The 23,358-nt window shown below is 54.4% G+C and carries 20 protein-coding genes; 8 read left to right on the top strand and 12 right to left on the bottom strand.

The features are described 5' to 3' along the window. Positions 1-54 precede the first annotated feature (54 nt). The gene (gene msrB, locus NTU47_16575) at positions 55-516 is read left to right on the top strand and encodes a peptide-methionine (R)-S-oxide reductase MsrB (protein ID MCX6135422.1); all 462 of its coding nucleotides are present in this window, start codon (positions 55-57) and stop codon (positions 514-516) included. A gap of 80 nt (positions 517-596) precedes the next feature. Here msrB and NTU47_16570 read toward each other — a convergent pair whose 3' ends face one another. The 4 genes from NTU47_16570 to NTU47_16555 form a co-directional block, all read right to left on the bottom strand. Further along, positions 597-1,652, bottom strand: coding sequence for a beta galactosidase jelly roll domain-containing protein (locus NTU47_16570; GenBank protein ID MCX6135421.1), 1,056 nt, complete (start codon positions 1,650-1,652; stop codon positions 597-599). Between the two features lie 98 nt (positions 1,653-1,750). Beyond that, positions 1,751-2,197, bottom strand: coding sequence for a hypothetical protein (locus tag NTU47_16565; GenBank protein MCX6135420.1), 447 nt, complete (start codon positions 2,195-2,197; stop codon positions 1,751-1,753). Between the two features lie 153 nt (positions 2,198-2,350). Next, positions 2,351-3,037: a response regulator transcription factor gene (locus tag NTU47_16560; protein MCX6135419.1), complete on the bottom strand. Its 687-nt coding sequence runs from the start codon at positions 3,035-3,037 to the stop codon at positions 2,351-2,353. Positions 3,038-3,066: 29 nt separating this feature from the next. Beyond that, positions 3,067-4,662 carry a HAMP domain-containing sensor histidine kinase gene (locus tag NTU47_16555; GenBank protein MCX6135418.1) on the bottom strand — a complete coding sequence of 532 codons (1,596 nt, stop codon included), beginning with the start codon at positions 4,660-4,662 and terminating at the stop codon, positions 3,067-3,069. 389 nt (positions 4,663-5,051) lie between these two features. Between NTU47_16555 and NTU47_16550 the strand changes: the two genes are divergently transcribed. The 3 genes from NTU47_16550 (at position 5,052) to acs (ending at position 9,204) form a co-directional block, all read left to right on the top strand. Next, a complete protein-coding gene (locus NTU47_16550; GenBank protein MCX6135417.1) occupies positions 5,052-5,504 on the top strand; it encodes a GtrA family protein in 453 nt (150 codons plus the stop codon). Positions 5,505-5,531: 27 nt separating this feature from the next. Continuing rightward, complete coding sequence (locus NTU47_16545; protein MCX6135416.1) at positions 5,532-7,019, top strand: glycosyltransferase family 39 protein; 1,488 nt, start codon at positions 5,532-5,534, stop codon at positions 7,017-7,019. Between the two features lie 271 nt (positions 7,020-7,290). Continuing rightward, positions 7,291-9,204, top strand: coding sequence for an acetate--CoA ligase (gene acs, locus NTU47_16540; GenBank protein MCX6135415.1), 1,914 nt, complete (start codon positions 7,291-7,293; stop codon positions 9,202-9,204). Between the two features lie 185 nt (positions 9,205-9,389). Here acs and NTU47_16535 read toward each other — a convergent pair whose 3' ends face one another. The 8 genes from NTU47_16535 to NTU47_16500 are packed head-to-tail and all read right to left on the bottom strand — an operon-like array spanning position 9,390 to position 17,756. Continuing rightward, positions 9,390-10,097: a sulfite exporter TauE/SafE family protein gene (locus NTU47_16535; GenBank protein ID MCX6135414.1), complete on the bottom strand. Its 708-nt coding sequence runs from the start codon at positions 10,095-10,097 to the stop codon at positions 9,390-9,392. Positions 10,098-10,107: 10 nt separating this feature from the next. Then, positions 10,108-10,548: a FixH family protein gene (locus tag NTU47_16530; protein ID MCX6135413.1), complete on the bottom strand. Its 441-nt coding sequence runs from the start codon at positions 10,546-10,548 to the stop codon at positions 10,108-10,110. Between the two features lie 3 nt (positions 10,549-10,551). Beyond that, positions 10,552-11,958, bottom strand: coding sequence for a cytochrome c oxidase accessory protein CcoG (gene ccoG / locus NTU47_16525; protein MCX6135412.1), 1,407 nt, complete (start codon positions 11,956-11,958; stop codon positions 10,552-10,554). A gap of 22 nt (positions 11,959-11,980) precedes the next feature. Continuing rightward, a complete protein-coding gene (locus tag NTU47_16520) occupies positions 11,981-12,859 on the bottom strand; it encodes a c-type cytochrome (protein ID MCX6135411.1) in 879 nt (292 codons plus the stop codon). An 11-nt stretch (positions 12,860-12,870) separates the two neighbouring features. Further along, a complete protein-coding gene (locus NTU47_16515) occupies positions 12,871-13,026 on the bottom strand; it encodes a cbb3-type cytochrome c oxidase subunit 3 (GenBank protein MCX6135410.1) in 156 nt (51 codons plus the stop codon). A gap of 14 nt (positions 13,027-13,040) precedes the next feature. Continuing rightward, a complete protein-coding gene (ccoN, locus tag NTU47_16510) occupies positions 13,041-15,149 on the bottom strand; it encodes a cytochrome-c oxidase, cbb3-type subunit I (GenBank protein MCX6135409.1) in 2,109 nt (702 codons plus the stop codon). Next, the gene (gene ccoS, locus NTU47_16505; GenBank protein MCX6135408.1) at positions 15,121-15,345 is read right to left on the bottom strand and encodes a cbb3-type cytochrome oxidase assembly protein CcoS; all 225 of its coding nucleotides are present in this window, start codon (positions 15,343-15,345) and stop codon (positions 15,121-15,123) included. Before ccoS ends, ccoN begins: the two co-directional genes overlap by 29 nt. Continuing rightward, positions 15,345-17,756, bottom strand: a complete 2,412-nt coding sequence (locus NTU47_16500) for a heavy metal translocating P-type ATPase metal-binding domain-containing protein (GenBank protein MCX6135407.1) — start codon at positions 17,754-17,756, stop codon at positions 15,345-15,347. The genes ccoS and NTU47_16500 overlap by 1 nt, the downstream gene beginning before the upstream one ends. A 364-nt stretch (positions 17,757-18,120) precedes the next feature. Between NTU47_16500 and NTU47_16495 the strand changes: the two genes are divergently transcribed. From NTU47_16495 to nrfD, 4 genes are read left to right on the top strand one after another with little or no spacing between them, the layout of a single operon-like run. Then, positions 18,121-18,690, top strand: a complete 570-nt coding sequence (locus NTU47_16495; protein MCX6135406.1) for a cytochrome c3 family protein — start codon at positions 18,121-18,123, stop codon at positions 18,688-18,690. 22 nt (positions 18,691-18,712) lie between these two features. Further along, the gene (locus NTU47_16490; protein ID MCX6135405.1) at positions 18,713-18,934 is read left to right on the top strand and encodes a hypothetical protein; all 222 of its coding nucleotides are present in this window, start codon (positions 18,713-18,715) and stop codon (positions 18,932-18,934) included. Beyond that, a complete protein-coding gene (locus tag NTU47_16485) occupies positions 18,927-21,992 on the top strand; it encodes a TAT-variant-translocated molybdopterin oxidoreductase (GenBank protein ID MCX6135404.1) in 3,066 nt (1,021 codons plus the stop codon). The genes NTU47_16490 and NTU47_16485 overlap by 8 nt, the downstream gene beginning before the upstream one ends. Beyond that, positions 21,989-23,356 (top strand): polysulfide reductase NrfD, encoded by a 1,368-nt coding sequence (gene nrfD, locus NTU47_16480; GenBank protein MCX6135403.1) that lies wholly within the window; start codon positions 21,989-21,991, stop codon positions 23,354-23,356. Before NTU47_16485 ends, nrfD begins: the two co-directional genes overlap by 4 nt. Positions 23,357-23,358: the final 2 nt, after the last annotated feature.

Genomic DNA, 23,358 nt, shown 5'->3' with positions numbered 1-23,358 from the left:
ATTTCTCGTTCGGCGACTGGACACTCGGAATCCACTTCAAAGGATGTAAATCGTATGACGACATCGCGTGATAGCTCTTTCTTTGAGTCAACACTTCACGACACCTATACCAAAGGCACGCCCAAAGTAGTGAAGAGCGATGCCGAATGGAGAAAAATACTCACGCCGGAACAATATCATATCGCTCGTGAACAGGGAACGGAGCGTCCGTTCTGTGGATTGTTGAATGATGAGAAACGACCGGGTATCTATTCCTGCATCTGTTGCGGACTCCCGCTCTTCTCTTCCGATTCCAAATTCCATTCCGGAACTGGCTGGCCGAGTTTCTTTCAGCCGGTGCGAAAAGACCATATCTCTGAAATCACCGACAAAAGCTGGGGGATGGTGCGGACGGAAATCAACTGCGCTCGTTGCGACGCGCACCTTGGGCATGTGTTTGATGACGGGCCGAGACCTACTGGACTGCGGTACTGTCTGAACTCAGATTCACTGCATTTCACTGAGGTGAAGAGGTAGGTCGGATCTGTTGATGAGGATGAAATCGAGGTGACGAGAACAAGCCGCTTCAAAGGGTTGAATCTTCCTTGCGCCTCCTCTCAGAGGTTATCAAGAAAATCGCGGATTGAATCCCAAAACGTGTTCGTGCGCCGAGTCGGATAGGTGTAGCGGCTCTTTTCGATGAGCCCGATCGGTCCTTCATAGATACCGCCGTGCATCCAAACGTCAAGGACTCTTACAGCGATCGTGTTTTCTTTACCCTGGAGCAGCACGGAGGGAGGAACCGTGTATACACGCAATTGCTGATAGTCTTTCGTCATCTCACCTTTGCCTATCCGATGGTTCATATCGCCCGTTTTTCCAATGAGCTGGCCGTTCAAGTACGTTTCATCACAGTCATCGATTTTTCCCATCAGCAGAATGAGTCGCTTACCCGCGAGTTCCTGAGGCACGTTGAATTTCATTCTGTACCATGCATACCCGTCATGGTCCTTGTAGCCCTGAGCGTCCCAGATAAGAGGCGCCTTCAGAATCTGCCATCGTGAATCATCGAATGAACTCTCAGCCCAGGCCTTGCTGTCGCCGACTTTGAATTTCCACTGACCCGACAGATCGAGGCCCGGCTCAGGAGAATTCAATGACTGATAGAATCCTACGTTGCCATGTGTTAATCCCCCGGCTTGCTTGTAGTCGTACACCCGAACAGCTATAACATTGTCTCCGTCGTCGAATAAATAATCCTGTGGAACCGGGCATCGGAAATCGATTCCGTAACCGCTATAGAAGCTGGGGGGGAAGATTCCCACATAACCGATCATCTTCCCGTTCAGATAGATCTCACCGGCGTCGTCGATGTGACCCAGCCGCAGATACAATGGTCGGTCATGAAAGCGGCTGCTCACTTTGAAATGCTTCCTGTACCAGGCGTATCCATTATAGCCCGGGTACCCCTGCTCCTCCCATGGTGAGGGAGCCCGGATCACATCCCACTCTGAATCATCACATTCATATTTGGACCACTCTGCGTTGTCTCCAAGCTCGAATTTCCAACGTCCGCTCAAATCAAGCACTTGTCTCAGCTCCAATGCCTGGCCTGGGGATTGTGCCAGGGATCCGGTCAGGCACAACACTACTGTAAGAGTTCTGGTCAGCATGATTCCTCTGAGTTGCGATAGAATGTGCGTCGTACGATGAGTCAGGCGAGCCATGATGCAATGACGAGCAACGAGCCGAATATCATTGCTCAGTTGCGTCACCGCACAACCAGGTTCGTGCGCGGAAGGATCCTGGGTGCGATCTCCTCAAGGATTCCGTCTCCATTGCCATCCCTGGTTTCAATAAAACGCTGAAATGTTGCCGGCTCACCGAATACTTCAAGAGCTGTGAAGGCTTTGTAGCGTATCTCCCGGGTTGATCCTCGAACTGCGAGCTCTTCCAGTTTTGTATGGATAGAGCCGAGATCCATCTTTGGAAACGCTATGCGCATATACGTGAGGTGACCAAGTGCGGTTTCGACAACTCCCGGCACGTCGGATTCCAGGCATCGCTGGTAGTTCGCGACAATCCGTGCCATGCTCCCATGTCGCTGGCTCCGTCGCTCAGCTGCTTGTTCTCCATGAAGTGCGCCGGATTCTTGCGGCCTTGCTGATGCAGTGGCCACCATGACCATGACGATTGCGACACCCATATACGTTTTCATGATATTCTCCCGGTAGGTTTTGTGACTGCCCCGTGATCTGCGTGCAACACAAGGAAGTTACGGGTCAATTCACCGGGAGGTGTCTCATTCGTGTTTCAATGTTGTAAAAAGATGTCTCCGCTGTTTTGCATCATTCCACAAGGGTACATCGACTCAGTGCACAACGAGTTTGTAGCCTATGCCGTGAATGGTGATAATGTGCCTTGGCGAGCCGGGATCCTTCTCAATCTTCTGGCGGAGCTTGAGCATGAAATTGTCGACCGTTCGCGTGCTGATGGAGTCGTCGTATCCCCATACCTGTGTGAGGAGTTCATCGCGCGACACAGCTTTGTTCCGATGGAGCCAAAGGTACTTCATGATTTCGTATTCTCTGGGGCTCAGGTTGAGGGGCCGATTGTCCCGCGTTGCAGTATATGACGTAAAATCCAGAACGAGCGTATCAACGACCATCCGCTCTGGCGGAGCTCCCATGACTCCTTCGGCTCTGCGGATGACGGCTTTTATGCGGGCCATGAGCTCGCGCACGCCGAAGGGCTTCGTGATGTAGTCGTCCGCGCCAAGCTCAAGGCCAAGGACCTTGTCGATCTCTTCGCCCCGGGCCGTCAGCATGATGATGGGTGTGGAAATTCCCTGCTGGCGAGCACGTTTGCAGACATCCAGACCTGAAAGCCGCGGGAGCATGACGTCAAGAATTATGAGGTCGTATGAACCGTCGATAATCTTTTTGAGCGCTGTTTCGCCGTCGGTTGCAGCATCGACGTGATAGTTCTCGAACTCCAGATTATCCCTGAGCCCACGCAGCATCTCACGTTCATCTTCAACAACTAATATGTGTGACATAGAATTTCTCAGATGGTGATGTGCATTCTCTATGTGACGATGGGGAAGGAGAGCCTGAATGTGCTTCCCATCCCGGGGCGGCTTTCAACAGTGACTTCGCCATGGTGCGCATCCATGATGTGTCGGACCAGGGTCAGCCCAAGCCCGCTGCCCCGCACTTCATGTGTCAGTCCGGTCGAGACACGATAGAATTTCTCGAATATTTTCGCTTGATCTTGTTCCGCGATGCCGATACCGTTATCGTGAACTTCGACATAGACACTCTGTGCCGTTCTCCCGGTGCGTAGTTTGATCCATTTCTCCGCGCCGGCATATTTCATCGCGTTGTCGATGATGTTCAGTAAGGCCTCAGCGACTGCCGGACTGTCCGCCATGATGTCCGGCAGCGGATGGACGAACTCTTTCTCGGCCGCGTATCCCAAGTGATCGAATTGAGACTGGTAGGACGCCAGGACCTGCGTGACGACGGAGTTGATGTCGACGGGTGTGAGGTGATAGGCTTTGTTTCCCGACTCTATCCGTGAGAAGCTGAGCACGTTGTTGATCAGCCCTGTAAGGCGTTCGGTCTCCCGAACGATCGTCGAGTAGTACTCCTGTTTCTTCTCCTCGCTTGGCACGCGACCCATTTCGAGTGTTTCCCCGAACATGCGAATGAGAGAGAGTGGCGTGCGAAGCTCGTGGGAGACATTCGAGACGAAATCGGACTGCATTCGGGCCAGCTCCATTTCGCGTCGCACTGTGCGGTAGAGGAACCAGGCACCGAGCAGAATCATGATGTCAAGAGCAACGAGAAGGGCCAGGTTGCGATAAAATCTGTCCCGGGCGAGTTCTTTGATGGTTTCCCCGTGCATCCGGATTCCGAGCGTGTAACCGGGGAACAGCCAGAGTTCTTTTGTCTGGCGCTCATCCCCGGGATAGAGCGACTCTGTTGCATATACTTGTTGACCATCTGAATTACGCACCACCGAGAGGATGAACTCGGTGCCAGCGGTCTCATCGAGTTTTTGTCGCAGAGAATTCCGGACGAACAGCTCGGGGTCAAGAATGATGATGACGATCTCCCTCACGTTCGCCGGAGCACGTGCAATGAACAAGAGGCCGGTATGTTGTTCACCCCTCGTGTTTTCCACTGAAACGCCTTCGATTTTTCTGTATCCGGTTTCTTCAAGGCGGCTAAGTCGAGTGATGCGGGATTGCTCTGACCGTATCAATTTCAGGACATCGGCCTTGTTCACTACCGTTGAGGTAGTGTCCTCGTGTCTTGAAGCCGAAAGCGTCACCGCTCTCCCAGCACTGTCCACAAGGAACAGCGCTCGAATCCCGCTGCTGGATGAGAGAAATGACGTGAAATCCGCTGCGGATGGGGGCGTGGCTGGAGCACGGCCAGGCCACAGGATTCGATTGATCTCCCGTGCCCATCCATCTGCTATATCCCACGCGTACTGGTTTACCGAAAAGAGAGCTGCATCGAGCTGCTGGCGATATGTGCGCTCGACCAGTTTCTCGCTCTGTGAGAGGGAACTGACCTCGTACGCTGTAAAGAAGACGGCGGGGAGCAGGACAAGAAGCAGAAGGACCGCTGCAAGCGATCTTAGGACATTGTGTTGTCTATTGATCTTGAACACGATGATATGATCCCAATGAACGGACGGATTACTCTCAGAAAGTATGCAATGAAAGGGCAATGCGCAAGCCCTCTGCGATGACTCGCTCTGGTCCTTATCATTGCACGAACCGGATCCAATGAACTTGGCGTGATGCGCACGGGGGCAATGACGAACACCGCCCAACCGGATTGCGAAATTGCTTCGATTCAGAATCTCTCTTCTTCACCGATGTGACGGAGTAGCCGATTCGCAGGCAACTTCTCCCAAATCCTGAGGTTCAAGAGACAGGCGCACGTTTCATAGTCCATCCGGATGAGTTGCTACTCACGTGCCCTATCTTTCGATTGATTTTGCCCCCCTCTTTCAGTACGTTGCCCTCCATCCGTATTCTCTCCTGAAGGAGCGCAATGAGTGACACTGGCAGCAAGGACTCCAACGTCGGTCTCTTCTCGATTCTGAAAAGAAGCGTTCTTAGCCCCCGGCTGATAAAATTCGGTGTTGTTGGCGCCAGCGGCGTTCTCGTCAATGTCGGATGTCTCTATCTTCTCACAGAATTTGCACGAATCCCGTATTTTATTGCCAGCCTCATCGCAATCGAACTGTCGATCATCTCCAACTTCACGATTAATATCCTCTGGACATGGCGCGACAGGTCGGAGAAGGGTACGCTGTCCACAAAGCTCGTTCGCTATCATATCGGCGCGGGAGCGACGGCCTTCCTTGGCAACTACCTGATTCTGGTGGCATTGACCGAGTTTTTCGGGATGCACTATATGATCTCGAACCTCATCGGAATCGCAGTGGGGACCTTTTCCAACTATCTCATCAACGACCTCTGGACGTTCAAGAAGAAGCAGTGAGTGTTTCCTTCTGACTGAAGACTAGGCATGATCGAATCCGTGAAACGCCTCTGGAACGAACGGCCCATGGCGGCAATCGTCCTGATTGCGATCGTCCCGCGCCTCGTCGCAGCCGTGTTCTCTAAAGGTTACGGCATGCACGATGATCATTTCGGCCCCATCGAGCAGCCGTTCATCATCATGAACTATCTGACCTACTGGACTGGGCGCGTCATCCCGCACGGTCACAGCATCCTGTATCCATCAATCCATTACGCGCTCTTCAATCTCCTGGAAGCAATCGGGGTCTTCGATCCCCAGGCGAAGATGTTCGTTGTCCGATTGCTCCACGCGCTCTATTCGCTCCTCGTTGTGGTATTCGGCTACAAGATTGCGGAAGCCGTCAGCACAAGGGAAACGGCGAAGAAGGCAGGGCTCATCCTCGCGTTGTTCTGGGTGCTGCCATATCTGAGTGTCCGGAATCTCATCGAAGTTGTCTGTATCCCTCCGCTGATGGCGGGATTCTACTATTCCCTCAGGTCCCGTGAAAACCTCCGCAATGCGTTCACGGCGGGTTTGTGGTTTGCTCTCGCCTTCGCGTTTCGCTATCAGACCCTCCTGATCACCGGAACCGTGGGACTTGCGTTCCTTTTCAAGAAGGAATACAGGCAGATGATGTGGTGTGCCGTCGGATTTGTCCTCGCCGCGTGTGTCATACAGGGAAGTCTCGATATCTTTGCCTGGGGATATCCGTTTGCGTCCTTTATCGAATACGTGCGGTACAACGCTTCACACGCGGAGGATTACACGACTGGCCCTTGGTACAACTACCTGCTCCTGGTGATCGGGGCGCTGCTCCCGCCGATGAGTGTTCTCTTCCTGTACGGCTTTCTGAAGAACTGGCGCCAGACTCTCCTGGTCGTGGCGCCTGTGCTCGTGTTCTTCATCCTGCATTCGTACTTTCCGAACAAGCAAGAGCGTTTCATTCTCCCCGTCGTTCCCGCAATTCTTCTCCTCGGTGTCATCGGGTGGGAAGACCAAGTCAAAAGATCACCCTTCTGGTCGCGCCACCCGGCAGGCCTGCGGCGTCTCTGGATCTCGTTTTGGGCAACTAATCTGGTCCTCCTCATTCCATTCTCCGTCTTCTACGGCAAGAAATCCAGAGTCGAGGCGATGTACGCTCTGTACGGGAAACCGGTGACCGGGCTGCTCCTCGTGGGGGGCAGGGTCGGCACTTCGCAGCCCCCGTTCTTCTACTCCGGTCATTATCCGGTCACGTTCTACGAGATCAACGACGAAGCCCGCCTTGCAGAAGTGAAGACTGAGCTTGCCCAACCCTCCTCACCAATCAGTCAGGTCATTTTCTACGGGACCGAAGACCTGGACGCACGCATCCGGCGCATCGAAACAACCCTCGCGTTGAAGTTGATGTTCGAAAAGCGCAACGATCCGAGCTTTCTGGACTGGGTTTTTTACCGATTGAACCCGGCGCATAATAAGAATGAGATTACGATGGTGTATGAGGTTGTGAGATGAGAAGTGAGTTCTGGGCTTGAAGATCAGAGTCCCAGTCCAACGCGCACGATACAGCGGTTTGCACTTCACTGTTTGCTGTCCACCCCCTGCGTAGAAGGGGGACAATCGGACGGAGAGTGGAATTATTTGCAGGCAATTCGGGTTATACAGGAAGACCAGTTTTCCACCCGGCCGTGGCTGTTGACAGTGAAGTGAAAACCGTCTCTCACCATTCAATTCAAAGCACGATTTCACCAACCTCCATTCCAGAACCGACGGAAGGGATATTCACATGAGCAATTCCAAACCCGACAAGAAAGAGCTCCAGGGTGAGTTCTATGTTCCTTCTCCAGAATTCGTGGCCCAGGCCAATGTGCCGGACCCGGAGGCCGTCTACAAAGAGGCGGCGGACGATCTGGAAGGCTACTGGGCACGCCGTGCGCGTGAACTGGAATGGTACCAGCCATGGGAGAAGGTTCTCGATGACAGCCAGAAGCCCTTCTACAAATGGTTCGTCGGCGGAAAGACCAATATCGTGCTCAATGCAATCGACAGGCACGTGAAAACATGGCGGAGGAACAAGCTTGCCCTCATCTGGGAGGGGGAAAACGGCGAGGTGCGGACCTTTTCGTACCACGCTCTCAATCGCGAGCTATGCAAGTTCTCAATCGTTCTGAGGAGCATGGGAATCGGCAAGGGTGACCGGGTCACGATTTACATGCCGCGCATCCCTGAAACCTGGATCGCCATCCTCGCGTGTGCGAAAATCGGGGCTGTTCATTCGGTTGTCTATGGCGGCTTCTCGGTCGAGGCACTCCACGGCCGAATCGAAGACAGCGAATCGAAACTTATCATCACTGCGGACGGCGGATACATGGGTGGGAAGGTCATCGAGCTGAAGAAGATCGTGGACGAAGCCCTCACGCGGACTGCCGCTCCGGAAAACGTTGTGGTCGTTAAGCGTGTCGGCAACGATGTCAACATGGAAGCCGGTCGCGATTTCTGGTATCATGAACTGATGAACCTGCCACTGACGAAGAACTCAGGAAAATGTGAAACGGAAGTCATGGACGCGGAAGATCCGCTCTTCATTCTCTACACTTCCGGCACGACTGGAAAGCCCAAGGCGGTCCTGCATACGCATGGCGGATATCAGGTGGGTGTCCACGCGACGCTGAAGGATGTGTTCGACCTCAAAGAGGAGGATCGCTGGTGGTGCACTGCCGATCCCGGTTGGATCACCGGGCACTCCTATATTGTCTACGGTCCGCTCCTGGCAGGAGCAACGACGTTCGCGTACGAAGGAGGTCCGAATTATCCATTCCCCGACCGCTGGTGGTCGATGATTGCGAAGTACGGCATCTCGGTGTTCTATACGACGCCCACGGCAATTCGCGGGCTCATGCGCTTCGGCGAAGCGTGGCCCAACCGGCACGACCTCTCCTCGTTACGCCTGCTCGGAAGTGTCGGCGAGCCGATTAATCCGGAAGCGTGGCGCTGGTTCCACAGGAACATCGGCAAGGAACGATGTCCGATTATGGACACCTGGTGGCAGACGGAAACCGGGGGATTCATGATTACGCCCCTCCCGGCCGTGCCGACGAAGCCGGGCTCCGCAGCTCGTCCATTTCCCGGTGTGGAAGCGGACGTCGTTGACGAACATGGAAAATCCGTTAAGGCGGGTGAAGAAGGATTCCTGGTCCTCAAGCGGCCGTGGCCGGCGATGATGCGGACGATCTATAAGGACCCTGACCGCTACGTGCAGACATACTGGAGCAAATTCCCGGGCATGTACCTTGCAGGGGACTCCGCACGCAAAGATGAAGACGGTTATTTTTGGATCATCGGAAGAGTGGATGATGTGATCAAGGTGAGCGGATATCGGCTTGGCACTGCCGAGCTCGAATCGGCATTCGTCAGTCATCATGCAGTGGCAGAGGCCGCCGTGATCGGTTTACCGCACGAGATCAAAGGCGTGGCAATCCATGCCTACCTGATTCTCAAAGCGGGCTACGAGGGAGGCGAGGCGCTCATCGAGGAACTGAGGAAGCACGTTGCCCATGAAATGGGACCGATTGCCAAGCCGGAGAAGATCGAGTTCGTCAAGGCATTGCCGAAGACGCGCAGCGGCAAGATCATGCGACGAGTCCTGAAAGCGCGCGCGTTGGGAATGCACGAAGGCGATTTGTCGACACTCGAAGAGTGAATTGGTGATTGCGAAGCTTTGAAGACCGAGAAATTGGCATTGAAGCACGAAATCCGAATCCCGAAATTCGAAACAAGTCCGAAATCCAAATCGAAAGACGGACCCTGTTTGGAAGCGGAAGTCCTGAGCAACTGCTTTCGTGCTTAGGATTTGTTTAGGATTTCGGCTTTCGTATTTCGAATTTGTCAGTGGTGATCGTGCATCATCTGCGGCGTTGAGCCTGAGGAGAGCTTGGGACTGATGAACGGAATGCCGAGGTTCAGTCCGCGGACGATGAGGAGAACGCCCACGAATAGAGTAAAAGCGGGGAGTACCCGGGAGATCTTCGAACGAAGTCCGGGTGCGACAAGCCGCGGAAAGAACGAAAAACCAACCATGGCCGGGATCGTCCCCAGACCAAAGCCGGCCATAAACATCATGCCTCGGGACACGTCTGCCGTGACAGCGGCGGTTGTGATCGCGAGATAGACAAACCCGCACGGCAGCAGTCCATTCAGCATTCCCAGCAAGAACAACGGTAACAGAGAATCCTGCTTGAGGAGCGACGCAATGGTTCCCTGAAGTTTCAGCATTACTGTGCCGAAGAAGGGTGGAAAGGGAAGTGATGAGCGGGAAACTCGCTGGACAATGATCGCAAGCAGGATCGCTGTTCCTGCGATGATCGAGACATTCCGCTGAAGGAATGCAAGTGACAAGCCCGCCCCAATCAGGCCTATGACGCCCCCCATGACGCTGTAGGTAACTACCCTGCCGAAATTGTACAGCATCCTGCCAAGCCCGTAACGAAGCATCCCGTGAGTTCCAAGCGGAAGAGCGAGCACGATGGGGCCGCACATGCCGATGCAATGCAGGCTTCCGAGAAAACCAAATACGAAGCCGGCGAGGAGTTCCACGAATCACTTCCTACTGAATAGTGACAGGTTCTTCATGATAATAGGTTTGACTCAGCTGGCTCCACCGTACCTTCACGCGCCAGAGTCCTTTCTGCATTGAGGATGTCCGCACGAATTGTGTGCCGGTGGAATCGACCTTCAGAGGAATGACGAAATCCTTCTTTCGATCCGCCGGCCGGTAGAATGTGAGTGTCCCCGTGGTGGAAGTTGAGAACTTCCGGGGCAGTTGGAGAGTAACGATCCCATTCGAGAGACCTATCCTCGGTTGCTCTGTGAGCACGTTCGACCGCTTTGCACTCTCAATCTGGTCCTGATGTCGAAGCTCCTGCTGATAGTAGTCTTCTGATACGAGATCGACTTCCCGGTTCATCGAGATGAAGACCATGGTCAGGATCACTGCTGCGAAGACAAGGAATGCGATCACGATGCCGGTTCCCCAGTGTAATGTCACTTTCTATCTCTCCTTCTTCTGAACCGGTCCAAGAAAAGAGCTTTGCACAACTGCCACAAGCCGACTACCGGAGTACACCTCGACTTCAAGCGGCGTGTTCATCACCTTGATGTGATCGCGCTTGAGAAGAACAAAGAGTTTCGCTGCATTGGTTTCCTGGCTCTTGAGAACGAGCGAATCTCCCAGGACCCTTATAGCTCCGTCTGTGCTCCTGAGCTTGAACGAGAGGGGGAGAGGAGCGAAGGTCTTGTTCACCGCCTTCACGTCATAGAGATTGCTGACGAAGTCATCAGGTTGTTCCTGGAAAAACATACCGGGGGTCCGGAGGATCGTCACGTCGATATCCGAGCGTGTGGTGATGAAATATGTCAGGAGCGCGACGAGAACTACCAGCACCAGCGAGTATCCGACGCTGCGCGGTGTAACAACCGAACGGACTTTCTTCTCGATCCCTTCGATCGAATCGTAGCGGACAAGGCCGCGGGGCTTCTCGATGGAATCCATGATGAAGTCACAGGCGTCGATGCAGGCAGTGCAATTGACACACTCGAGCTGCGTGCCGTTTCGTATATCGATGCCCGTGGGGCAGACATCGACGCATTGACCGCAATCGATGCAGTCGCCGTTCTTCCGTTCCGTCCCTCTTCGCAGCTTCCCGCGCGGTTCGCCTCGAACGTTGTCGTAGGCGATCACGATGGAGTTCCTGTCGAGCATCACCCCCTGAAGTCGTCCGTACGGGCAGACGAGGATGCAGGCCTGTTCTCTGAACCATCCAAAAAGCCAGTGAAAGATCCCCGAAAACACCACGATGGCGGTCAGGCCGGCCGCGTGCTGTGACGGTGGATCTGTGATGATTGCGAAGAGCTTTTCTGTGCCGATCACCCAGGCAAGGAGGGTGTTCGCGATGAGGAAGGAAAGTGCGAAATAGAGGGCATGTTTCATCCCCTTCTTGCGGATTCTAGTCCCCGTCCAGGCAGACTCGTTCAGCATCCGCTGTTCACGAGGCCCTCCTTCGATCAGGTAGTCGAGCTTTCTGAACACCATCTCCATGAAGACGGTTTGCGGGCATACCCAGCCGCAGAAGAGCCGCCCGAAGACGACCGTGAAGAGGAAGATGAACACGAAGGTGGAGATCATCGCGAGAGCGAGGAGGAAGAAATCGTGCGGGCCGAAAATCAGTCCGGCGATGATGAATTTCCGCTCGGTGATGTCAAACAGCATGAACGGATGTCCGTTCATGCGGAGGAAGGGGACTCCGAAGAGAACTGCCAGAAGCACCCAGCTGACAAAGAGGCGGGCCGTGTGAAATCTCCCCTTGGGTGCCTTGGGGTAAAGCCATTTCCGCTTTCCCTCGTCGGAAACAATTCCGAGATGATCGCGAAATGAATTCTCGCTGGTACCGCTCGACATATCCTTCTTTCACATAATGAATCTACAGCCGTCGTGCAACGTTTGCGCTATCCTTTGGTTGGGGTTTCGGCTCTATGTAGAGATTTCCTTCCGCCTTCTTGGCGTTCGGTGGATTGCTGTCCTTCAGCGATAGCACGTAACTGGCGATTTGCTGGATTTCTTTGGGGGTGAAGATAAGCTTCCAGCTGATCATACCCTTTTCAGGAACGCCGTTTTTGATGGTTGTGTACACGTCACGGATGCCGCCGCCGTGAATCCAGTACTGGTCGGTGAGGTTCGGTCCGACGATCCCTTCGGCGCGGGTACCGTGGCACGTGACGCAATTCCTGAGAAATCTATCCTGACCCGATTTGATCGAGGCCTCATCTGCGAGAGGGTTCAGAGCGTCTTCATTGATCGTTCCTTCTGACGCCATGCGCACCCGGCGCGAAAGGTCGGCCGCAGCAACCTCTTCGGCATACTCAGCAAGCGGCAGCGGACTGGACTGCCATATGTGGTAGTTAAGGAGATAGATCACGGCAAAGACAATAGTACCTCCAAAGAGGTAGTTAAACCATGGAGGAATGAGATTATCCATCTCGGTGATTCCGTCGTGGCTTTCGTCGAGCGGAACTGCTGCACCGGCCGATTTCGGTGCGATCGAATTGTAGATTGTCTTCAGCCCCCGTGTTAGCGGCTCCACGTCACCGTCGAGAACGAAGATGATGAACAGGACAAGCGCTACGAAGAGCAAAGTCATCAGGCCGGTGAAGATGAGCGCTGAACTAGTTCCCTCCTCGGCGGCCTGAGTCTGTGCGCGCAGATCCCCCAGGGTCAGGAGCACCAACACGCTGACGACGAAGAAACGGGAAAGGAATTTCATGGAATGAGAGCTAAGGTTCACGGTTACACCTGCGTTCATGGTCAGGTCCATCAGTTCAGTGGCAGTTGGCTCATTTTGTCGACGTCTTCCTTTTTCATCCTCATAACGTAAATCAACACCCCGATGAAAAACGGAACAAAGATCAGGAGCGAGGCCAGAGGGTAGGTAGCAATGCCCTCAATCGTTTCGAGATAATGTGAGAACATGTGCGGCTTCCCTCCTAGCGCTGAACCGCGATATCAGTTCCGAGCCGCTGCAGGTAGGCAATCACGGCCATGATTTCCTTGTCGGGATCCGCGGGCGCGTTTTGCTTCTGCAGGTCCGCCGCGATCCCGGCGGCCTGGGCTTGCATATCTGCGACGGCCTGCTTGTCGTAGTCTTTCGGATACGGTACACCGAGTCTCTGCATCGCACGGATTTTTGCATCGACGATGGACTCATCGGTATTCTGAACATACAACCATGGATAGGCAGGCATGATAGAGCCCGGAGAAACCGACCGCGGGTCGTCCATGTGCATGAAATGCCAGAGGTTCGGATACTTCTTTCCTACGCGGTGAAGGTCCGGGCCCGTCCGTTTCGACCCCCATTGGAACGGGTGGTCATACACGAATTCACCGGCTTTGGAGTAGTCACCGTATCGCTCCGTCTCAGATCGGAAGGGCCTGACCATCTGGGAATGGCATGTATAGCATCCCTCCCGCACGTAAATGTCACGGCCTTGGAGCTCGAGCGGCGTGTATGGCTTGACCGAGGCAATCGTCGGGATATTCGACTTGATGAGGAACGTTGGCACGAGCTCAACGATGCCGCCGATCAGGACTACAACTGTAGCGAGCAGCGCGAACTGAATAGGCCGGCGTTCCAGCCATTTGTGCTTGGTTTCCCGGACCGGACGTTCTTCCCAATGCGCGGGGACCTGCACCTCTTCATCGCCGACCAGCTTTCCCTGCCGTGTGGTCCGCACCAGATTGTAGATCATGAGGCACGCACCCGCGAGATAGAGAGCTCCTCCCAGAGCCCGGATAATGTAGAAGGGGAGTATCTGCGTGACCGTCTCGAGGAAATTGGGATATTGAAGCACGCCCGAAGTCGTGAATTGCTTCCACATAAGGGATTGCGTAATGCCCGCCCAGTACAAGGCGCTCGCATAGACGACGATGCCGAGCGTCCCCATCCAGAAATGAAGATTCGCGAGCATTCGGGAATAGAGTTTGGTGTTCCACATCCTTGGGATGAGCCAGTAGAGTATCCCGAATGTCAGGAACCCGTTCCATCCAAGAGCACCGATATGGACGTGTGCGATTGTCCAATCCGTATAATGGGAGATCGCATTGACGTTCTTCAATGAGAGCATCGGACCTTCGAACGTCGACATACCATAGGCGGTTATGGCAATGACCATGAATTTTAACACAGCATCTTCACGGACCTTGTCCCAGGCGCCGCGAACCGTCAGAAGCCCGTTGATCGCTCCGCCCCACGACGGGGCAAGCAGCATGATTGAAAAAACTGTTCCAAGTGATTGTGCCCAATCCGGGAGCGCAGTGTAGAGAAGATGATGCGGGCCGGCCCAGATATACAGGAAGATCAGGGACCAGAAGTGGACAATGGAAAGTCGGTACGAATAGACCGGACGTTCTGCAGCTTTCGGAAGGAAGTAATACATCAACCCGAGGTACGGCGTTGTGAGGAAAAATGCGACAGCATTATGTCCGTACCACCACTGGACAAGCGCATCCTGCACACCTGCATAGACCGGATAGCTTTTCAGATAGGAGACAGGAAGTTCGAAGGAGTTCACGATATGCAGGACGGCAATGGTCACAATGCCTGCGACATAGAACCAGATGGCGACGTACATGTGTTTCTCTCGCCGCTTGATGATTGTCCCGAAGACGTTCACGGCGAAGACGACCCAAATGAGCGTGATGAGTATGTCGATCGGCCATTCGAGTTCGGCGTACTCTTTTCCAGTCGTGAAGCCTAGGGGAAGAGTGAGTGCCGCCGAGAGGATAATGGCCTGCCAGCCCCAGAAGTGTATGGAGCTGAGAAGGTCGTTGAACATCCGGGCTTTGCAGAGGCGTTGGAGAGAATAGTACAAGCCCATGAAGATCCCGTTGCCGACAAATGCGAAAATGACGGCGTTTGTGTGCAACGGGCGAATCCGCCCGAACGTGAGGTACTGAAGCTTGAAATTGACGGCGGGCTCGAACATCTGCAGAGCGATGATCAGTCCGACGAGCATTCCCACCGCCCCCCACAGCATCGTCGCCACGGCGAAGTTCCGCACGATCCTGTTATCGTACTTGATGGTTACCATCTCCATTCGATGTAGATCCTTCCTCTGTGGACGTGTTTTGCTGGTTGAAAGTACTAGTTTTCTGTTCTTCCTCAAAGAGAATTCTCACCGAGGGCGTGTACTTGTCGTCGTATTGTCCGGTTCGTACAGCCCAGATGAACGCAACGAGAAATCCAAGAGCCACCGCCACGCTGAAGCCGACAAGAATCCAAATGACAGACATCAGAGAATGCCTTTCTTTTTTGCAAGCCGCCGGATCGTCGTTGTTGAGAAAATCACCACCGAGATCGAGCTCAGAGGCATCAGGATCGCGGCAAGAAGAGGGGAGAGCGATCCCTGAACCGCAAACCACAAGCCCACGATGTTGTAGAGGACGGACAATCCGAAGGCTGTATAGACCACACGCAAACTCGTGTCCGCGAAATCAACAAAACGGTTCAAGGAGCCAAATGAGGATGCATCCAGCATGGCGTCGCACGCAGGCGAAAAGGAGGTCACGTTTTCTGTCACCGCAATTGCCGCGTCGCTTTGCCACAACGCTCCTGCGTCGTTGAGACCATCTCCGATCATCAGGACCTTTCGGCCGGCGTCCTGTAGCTCACGAATGAATGCCAGCTTGTCCGCGGGCTTCTGATTGAACCGCATCTCGGCGAACCCATCGTAGAATGATCGCAGCCTCTCTCGTTCCCTGTCGCCGTCACCGGAAAGAATCATCAGAGATCGTTTGTTTCCGAGGTGCGATAGTACGTCCCTAACACCTTCCCGGTATGCATTTTCGAAAGAGAACCATCCGCGTTTCTGACCCCGCAGCGATAGATGAACCCTTGTCTCTGCCGCGCCAGTGTCGTCGCTCGATCCAGTCCCGTTCACGAAATCCGCCGAGCCCAGCTGAACACGAGTACCCTCGACGCGCCCGCGTATTCCTTCTCCTTCGATCTCCTCGAAGCTGCTGACCTCCGAAAAGTCACGCTGAGCGAGATGCTCTGCGATCGTCCTGCTCAAGGGATGAGTGGAACTGCGCGCCAGCGAGGCCACCAGCCTGATCTCCTCTTCGTTCAGTGGACTCCCCTCAAATCGAATTGAGGAGTGAGAAGTTCGGGTGAGCGTCCCTGTCTTGTCAAAAACGATTGTGTCCACTTTTGACAATGATTCAATAATTCCTGAGTTCTTCAAATAGAATCCCCGATTACCGAAAATGCGCATGGTTGTTCCAAATGCAAAAGGAGCAGCCAGAGCAAGCGCACAAGGACAGGCGACGATAAGTATCGCGGTCACTGCGGTGAGGATGACGGCGGGATTGAGTATCCACCAGGCGAACCCTGTCGCGATGGCAATCCCGAGAATTGCGAACGTGAAGTATTTGCCGACGCTTGATGAAAGCGTCAGCAGTCTCGATTTCGTTTTTCCGGAACCGCCAAAATCATTCCAGAGCTGAACAAGTTTGCTCTCAGAGACTTCCTTGATGACTTCCAGTTCCACAGTCGCGCCAACTTGTTTGCCGCCGGCGAACGCGAGTTCACCTGCTTCCTTGGTCACGAGGTTCGATTCTCCTGTCACGAAACCGTAGTCAATTCTTGCCGGTCCCTTCATCACAACGGCGTCTGCCGGAATGATCTCATTGTTGCGGAGAACAATGCGGTCGCCGGGACGGAGCGAGGTGATCGGAACAGTGCGCTCCTCGCCGTCTTTCCGAACTGCAGCGGCGAGAGGAAAATAGGATTGATACCGGCGTTCAAAGTTCAAAGCGTCGTACGTCTTGTTCTGGAACAATCGACCGATGAGCAGGAAGAAGACGAGGCCGGTGAGCGAATCGAAATAGCCGGGACCGGTGGAGAGAAGAACCTCTACCATGCTGCGGATGAACACCACTGCTATCCCGAGCGCGATCGGGACATCGATGTTGATGATTCTTTTTCGAAGACCTTGCCATGCCGAGACGTAAAACAGCGAGCTGCTGTAGAGTGCGACCGGAAGAGAGAGAAGAAGATTGAGATAGCCGAACAGGCTGCGCGACGAAAAGTCTGCACGCGATCCCGCGAAGTACTCTGGCAGGCTGAAGAGCATGATGTTGCCAAAACAAAATGCCGCTACGCCGAGTTTGAGGTACAGACTGCGGTTCAGTGACTGAGCCGGTTGTTTCTGGATGCTCCCGAGGTTGAGCTCGGGTTCGTAGCCGAGAGAAGAGAGAAGTGAAACGGTTTTCCGGATCGTCGTTCGTTGTTTCGCGAAGCGTATCAGGAGTGTCTTCCTGAGAAAGTCGACACGGGAGAAAACGATCCCCTCATCAAGCCTGTGAAGATTTTCGAGAAGCCAGATACATGAACTGCAATGCATCTGAGGAATCCGGAGGGTCAGCACGGTCACGGAATCGTCAGAGAAATCGACGAGCTGTTGCGAGACGGACGGGTCTTCGAGGAATTCAAAGCGCGGAGCCGGCTGAACCGGAGGGGTGCTTCCAGGGGTCTGTTCAAAACTGTAATACTGACAGAGCCGGTTCTTTGACAGGATCTGGTACACAGCACGGCAGCCGGCACAGCAAAACGGCTTCCCGTCTTCCTCGATGCCGGAGTTTTCGGCGGGTGTCCCGCAGTGAAAACAGACCGTCTTGATCTTTTCGCCGGTAGCGGTTATCATCTGGTACTAATAATAATGTAGAAGAATTCAACTGCGGATGCTCTGTATTGACAACATAGCATTCAATGTGAGGAACTTCAACCTTGGGGCTGAAGTCCCCGTGAGCAGCATGGTTGCACGATCGATCCGCCACGAGACTCCGGCCGATCCTCGGAGTGTGGGGTAGAGGAAGCCCCTTCCGGGGTGTGGAAAACAACCGCCGCTTTCTAAAATAATTGCATCGCAATGGAACTTTTCTTAATATTGAGTATGTTTTTCTGCAGTGCAATGGCTTTCCAGTGCTTTGTACAAGGGCTTTTCCGATAAACAGCGGCCTTTCCAATTTTCCTGCCAGACTAATAATGAGCGTCCTGCGAGTTGATGCATGAAAAAATCGCTGCTTGACTACACGTTGCGGGTTCGTGTTCCTATCGTCGTGTTCGTTGCGGCAGTGTCCTTCATCGCCACCTACTTTCTTTCCAGAGCTGAGCGGGACGGGGTTGGATACGCTCCTCCTCAGCCTATTCCTTTTTCGCACAAGCTCCACGCGGGGACTATGCAGATTGACTGCAAGTACTGCCACACTGCAGTCACATCGTCTCCTCATGCCTCAGTGCCAGCCGTTTCCATCTGCATGAACTGTCACGCCGTTGCCCGCAAAAACCGTCCCGAGATCATCAAGCTCACAAAATACTATGAGGAGGGGGTCGGGCTGCCGTGGAGGCGCGTGCACAAGGTTCCGGATTATGCGTACTTCAACCACAGCGCCCACGTGAACCGGGGCATCGATTGCGCGAACTGCCACGGGCAGGTACAAAATATGGATGTGGTAACCCAGGTATCGGAATTTACCATGGCGGCGTGTCTGAAATGTCACAGGAACGCGCCCGAAACACTGGCCAATGTTCCCGGCATCAAAAAGGGATCCGACTATTGCAGCACATGTCACCGTTAGCAGAGAACGAACGGACGAGACTATGAGCAACAACGCAGACGAAAAACACGCCACGGGCACTCCCCGCCGGGTATTCTTTGGTCAGATGCTGACTGCGGTGGGAGGCGGGATCCTGGGAGGAAGTTTGCTGCAGAAGCTCTTCGGTTCACGGACCAGGGACCGTGAAAACGATCGCCCTGTGAATATCAGCATCAATCCGCTGGCGGTCCCGAGATCAAAGGAAGGCTCCACGTCGAATGTCTAACGAATCGAACTACTGGAAGAGTCTAAGGGAGTTGCACGACAAGGATTCTGTGAGCGACGCAAAAGCGCACGAGTTTATGGCCGGCGTCACGGACGACTTTCAGCTTTCAGAACTCTCTGCGATGTCGCGGAAGCAGTTCCTCGCGCTTCTGACGGCATCTGCTTCCTTCGCGGCTGCGGGCTGCAGCAACTACCGGGATCGCGGAGAAATTGTCCCCTACAGCAAAAAGCCCGAAGAGGTGACACCCGGCGTCCCGAATTACTACGCTTCAACCTGCAACGGATGTGCGCAATCGTGCGGTATCCTCGTGAAGACGCGTGAAGGCCGGCCGATAAAGATCGATGGCAACCCGGACCATCCGGTCAATCGCGGAAGGACTTGCGCAACGGGGCAGGCGAGTATCCTGAATTTATACGATCCGAACCGGCTGCGCGGTCCGGTGTTTGGTGCCGCATCGGGGAAATCCGGTACCATCACCTGGAAACAGGCTGACGCTGAGATCGCAGGCCACCTTGAGAATAGCGCGAAGGCTGCCAGAGAAATCGCGGTGGTCCTCCACTCCGTCCAGTCGCCAACGGCCGCGAAGGTTCTAGCGGAGTTCCGGGCGAAGTATCCGACAACGCGTCTGTACGTATACGATTCCTTCAACGACGCGAACCGCCGCCATGCCTGGGAGCTCTCGTACGGCACGCGTGAGATTCCCTCGATCAATTGGGACAAGGCGAAGATCGTGCTGTCGCTTGAATCAGATTTCCTGGGAAACGAAGGAATGACGCTCGAGCAGATCCGGCGTTTCACCGACGGCCGTGATGTCATGAAGACGACGGACTTCAACCGGCTCTATGCTGTCGAGGGTGCGATGAGTCTGACCGGTGCGAATGCCGATTATCGGCTCCGGCTGCGGCCTGATGAGCAGCTCTCGTTCGTTCTCGCTCTGATCAACGAAATTGCTGTGGTGAGAAGAAAGGGATCTGTCAAAGGTTCGGTCCCTCCGCAGGCCGCTGGAATCACACTCCGGCAATTCGCCTCTGAGCACTTGCTCTCCGCAAAGGTCCTGGAACACCTGGTTGATGACCTTTCCGAACACGCCGGGCGATCGTTCGTCATCGCAGGGGACATTCTGGAATCCGACGTTCATATCGCTGTCAACTATCTGAATGAACTCCTGGGCAACAATGCCCTGTACGAGGGAGCAAGGTCCGAAACGTTGACACCGCTGTCCGGGCAATCGGACTTGGAGTCGCTCGTAGAAGGTATGAAGTCAGGTCGTGTCGGAATGATTGTCCATTTCGGCACAAATCCGGTGTTTCAGCTGCCAACAGCGTTCGGCTATGAAGAAGCGTTGAAGCACGTACCCGTCAGCGTCAGCCTCGTTGAAGCGGAGGACGAGACCTCGCGGTATTGCTCCTATGTACTCCCTGTGAACCACGCGCTCGAGTCGTGGGGGGATTTCAAGGTCAGGAGCGGCGTCTATTCGTTCCAGCAGCCGATTGTGGCGCCATTGTATGACACCAGGCAGAAGGAAGCAGTGCTTCTTTCGTGGACTCAGGGCAAGGACTCTTATAAAGAGACCCTGTATCATGAATATCTGATGACGCAATGGGAAAAAACGCAATTCCCCGGCCTTGGCAAGAAGACAGATTTCAAGACGTTCTGGTATTCCGCCCTCCACGATGGCGTGCTGCTGGTTGAAGAACGTGGGAAAGAGGAATACAGGTTCAAGTGGGATGCGCTCGCATCCGTTGCACGATCCGTTTCGGGTGCCTACGCAATCGGGCTGACCCGGAACTACTATGTAGGGGACGGCACGTTCGCGAACAACGGATGGCTGCAGGAGCTTCCGCATCCGGTCTCGAAAGTCGTTTGGGACAACTACGCGGCAATTTCCACCATGACCGCAAAAGCGCTTGGGGTGGATGCCAACGACACCTTGGAAATCTCGCTGCCATACGGGAAGCAGACTGTCCCCGTATTCGTTCAGCCCGGCCAGGCAGATGGGTACATTTCGATCGAGTTGGGCTATGGACGAACAAACGCCGGCCCGATTGGTTCCGGTGTCGGGGTTGACGTCGGCGTCCTCCTGCCAAAATCGGCTCTCGTTGGTGCCCGGGTCATTAAGGGAGCCAGCGTGACCAAGGCTGCCGGAAAGTACGACCTCGCGTCCACGCAGGAGCATCACTCTCTCGACGATTCATTTGTCAAGGATTTCCATCTGAAGCGTGGAGTGATTCAGGAGGGTACGGTTCTTCAGTATGCGAAGGAACCTGACTTCCTTCATAAGGAAAAGAAAGAGCTGTTCAGCATTCACTCTGAGGTCGAGTACAACGGCGTCAAGTGGGCCATGGCGATCGACCTCAACAAGTGCATCGGCTGCAACGCGTGTGTTGCGGGCTGTAATGTTGAGAACAATATCCCGGTTGTCGGCAAAGAGCAGGTCGCGAAGGGAAGGGAGATGCAGTGGATCAGGCTCGATCGGTACTACTCCGGTACATCAGACGCGCCGGTCCCGAGTCATCAGCCGATGCTGTGTCAGCATTGCGATCAGGCCCCATGTGAAAACGTTTGCCCGGTCGTAGCGACAACGCACAGTCCGGATGGACTGAACCAGATGGTCTACAATCGTTGTGTCGGAACCAAGTACTGCTCCAACAACTGTCCGTACAAAGTGCGACGGTTCAATTTCTTCAATTGGAGGGACCACGTTGCGGACGGATACTACGAGCAGCAGCCCATCGGACTTCTGCACAACCCCGAGGTTACTGTCCGCTCGCGCGGCGTCATGGAAAAGTGCACGTTCTGTGTGCAGCGAATCATGGAAGTGCGTCAACTCGCTGCTGAAAAGGGTGTGCCCCTGAAAGGGAGCGATGTGAAGACGGCTTGCCAGGACGCATGCCCCGCCACAGCAATCGTGTTCGGCGACATGAGCGATCCGAAGTCCGACGTGTCGGTGTATCGCAGCCACCAGCTTGGCTATCATGTGCTCGAGGAGACCAACGCGCGTCCCAATGTGACCTACCTCGCGAAATTGCGGAACATACATTCGGAGAACCTGACTTGAGCACTGCTTCTATCGATTACACCCGCGAGCTCCCCGTTGTCGAGGGAAAGCCGAAGGCCGCAGAAGTCGATGCGGTCATCGCTGCGCCGATGGACGAATTCCCTTCGAGGACTTGGTGGATCCTGCTCAGCATTACGCTCTCGCTTCTCTCGTTTGGCGGGTTCTGCATCGGAATGACTCTCTACAAGGGCCTGGGTCTCTGGGGTGTGAACCAGCCGGTCAGTTGGGGCTTCGACATTGTCAATTTCGTTTTCTGGGTTGGCATTGGACATGCCGGGACGCTCATCTCGGCCATTCTATTCCTCCTGAGACAGCGCTGGAGAACCGGTATTGCCCGTTTCGCCGAAGCGATGACGATATTTGCCGTGATGTGCGCCGGCCTGTTTCCCTTGCTGCACACGGGGCGTCAGTGGCTTCCCGTCTATCTTACTCCGTATCCAAACCAGCATGGCCTGTGGGTCAATTTTACCTCGCCGCTGCTGTGGGACGTGTTCGCTGTGTCGACCTACTTCACGGTGTCGGCGGTGTTCTGGTATGTCGGTCTGATTCCCGATCTGGCTACGCTGCGTGACCGGACCACGAACAAGATCAAAAAGACCATCTACTCGGTGTTCAGTCTCGGATGGCGTCATTCAAACAGGCACTGGCAGCACTACGAGCGTGCGTATCTGATACTCGCCGGTTTCGCCACTCCTCTTGTGCTCTCAGTTCATACCATCGTCAGTTTCGATTTCGCTGTCTCGGTCATTCCCGGCTGGCACACGACCATCTTCCCGCCGTACTTCGTCGCGGGGGCCGTTTTCTCGGGCTTCGCGATGGTTCAGAATGTTCTGATCTTTGTCCGGCAGGCGTTCAAATTGAAACACATTATCCTGCTCGATCATCTCGAGAAGATGAACAAGGTCATGATCGTCACAGGGTCGATGGTGGGATATGCCTACGCGATGGAGTTCTTTATCGCATGGTATGGCGGAAACCAGTTTGAACGATTCGTGTTCCTGAATCGGGCGCTTGGTCCTTATGCCTTGGCGTACTGGACGATGGTCAGCTGCAACGTGATTTTCCCGCAGCTCTTCTGGTTCAAAAAGATCCGCCGGTCGATCCCTGCGATGTTCGTCATCGGCATCACGGTCAACATCGGCATGTGGTTCGAACGCTTCGTCATCGTGGTGACCTCACTCTCGCGTGACTTCCTCCCGTCCAGCTGGGGCCACTATGCGCCGACGTTCTACGATGTCGGAATTCTCGTCGGGAGTTTTGGTTTGTTCTTTACGCTGATTTTGATATTTGTGCGTGTCTTGCCTGTTATCTCGATCAGCGAGGTGAAGGCGGTCATCGAAGGCGGCCAGCCATCGCATCATTAGAC

This window comes from Ignavibacteriales bacterium, from assembly GCA_026390595.1.
Taxonomy (GTDB): Bacteria; Bacteroidota; Ignavibacteria; order UBA10030; family UBA10030; genus UBA9647.
Note: the sequence above shows the minus strand (reverse complement) of the source record. Positions and strands in the feature narration are given on the sequence as shown.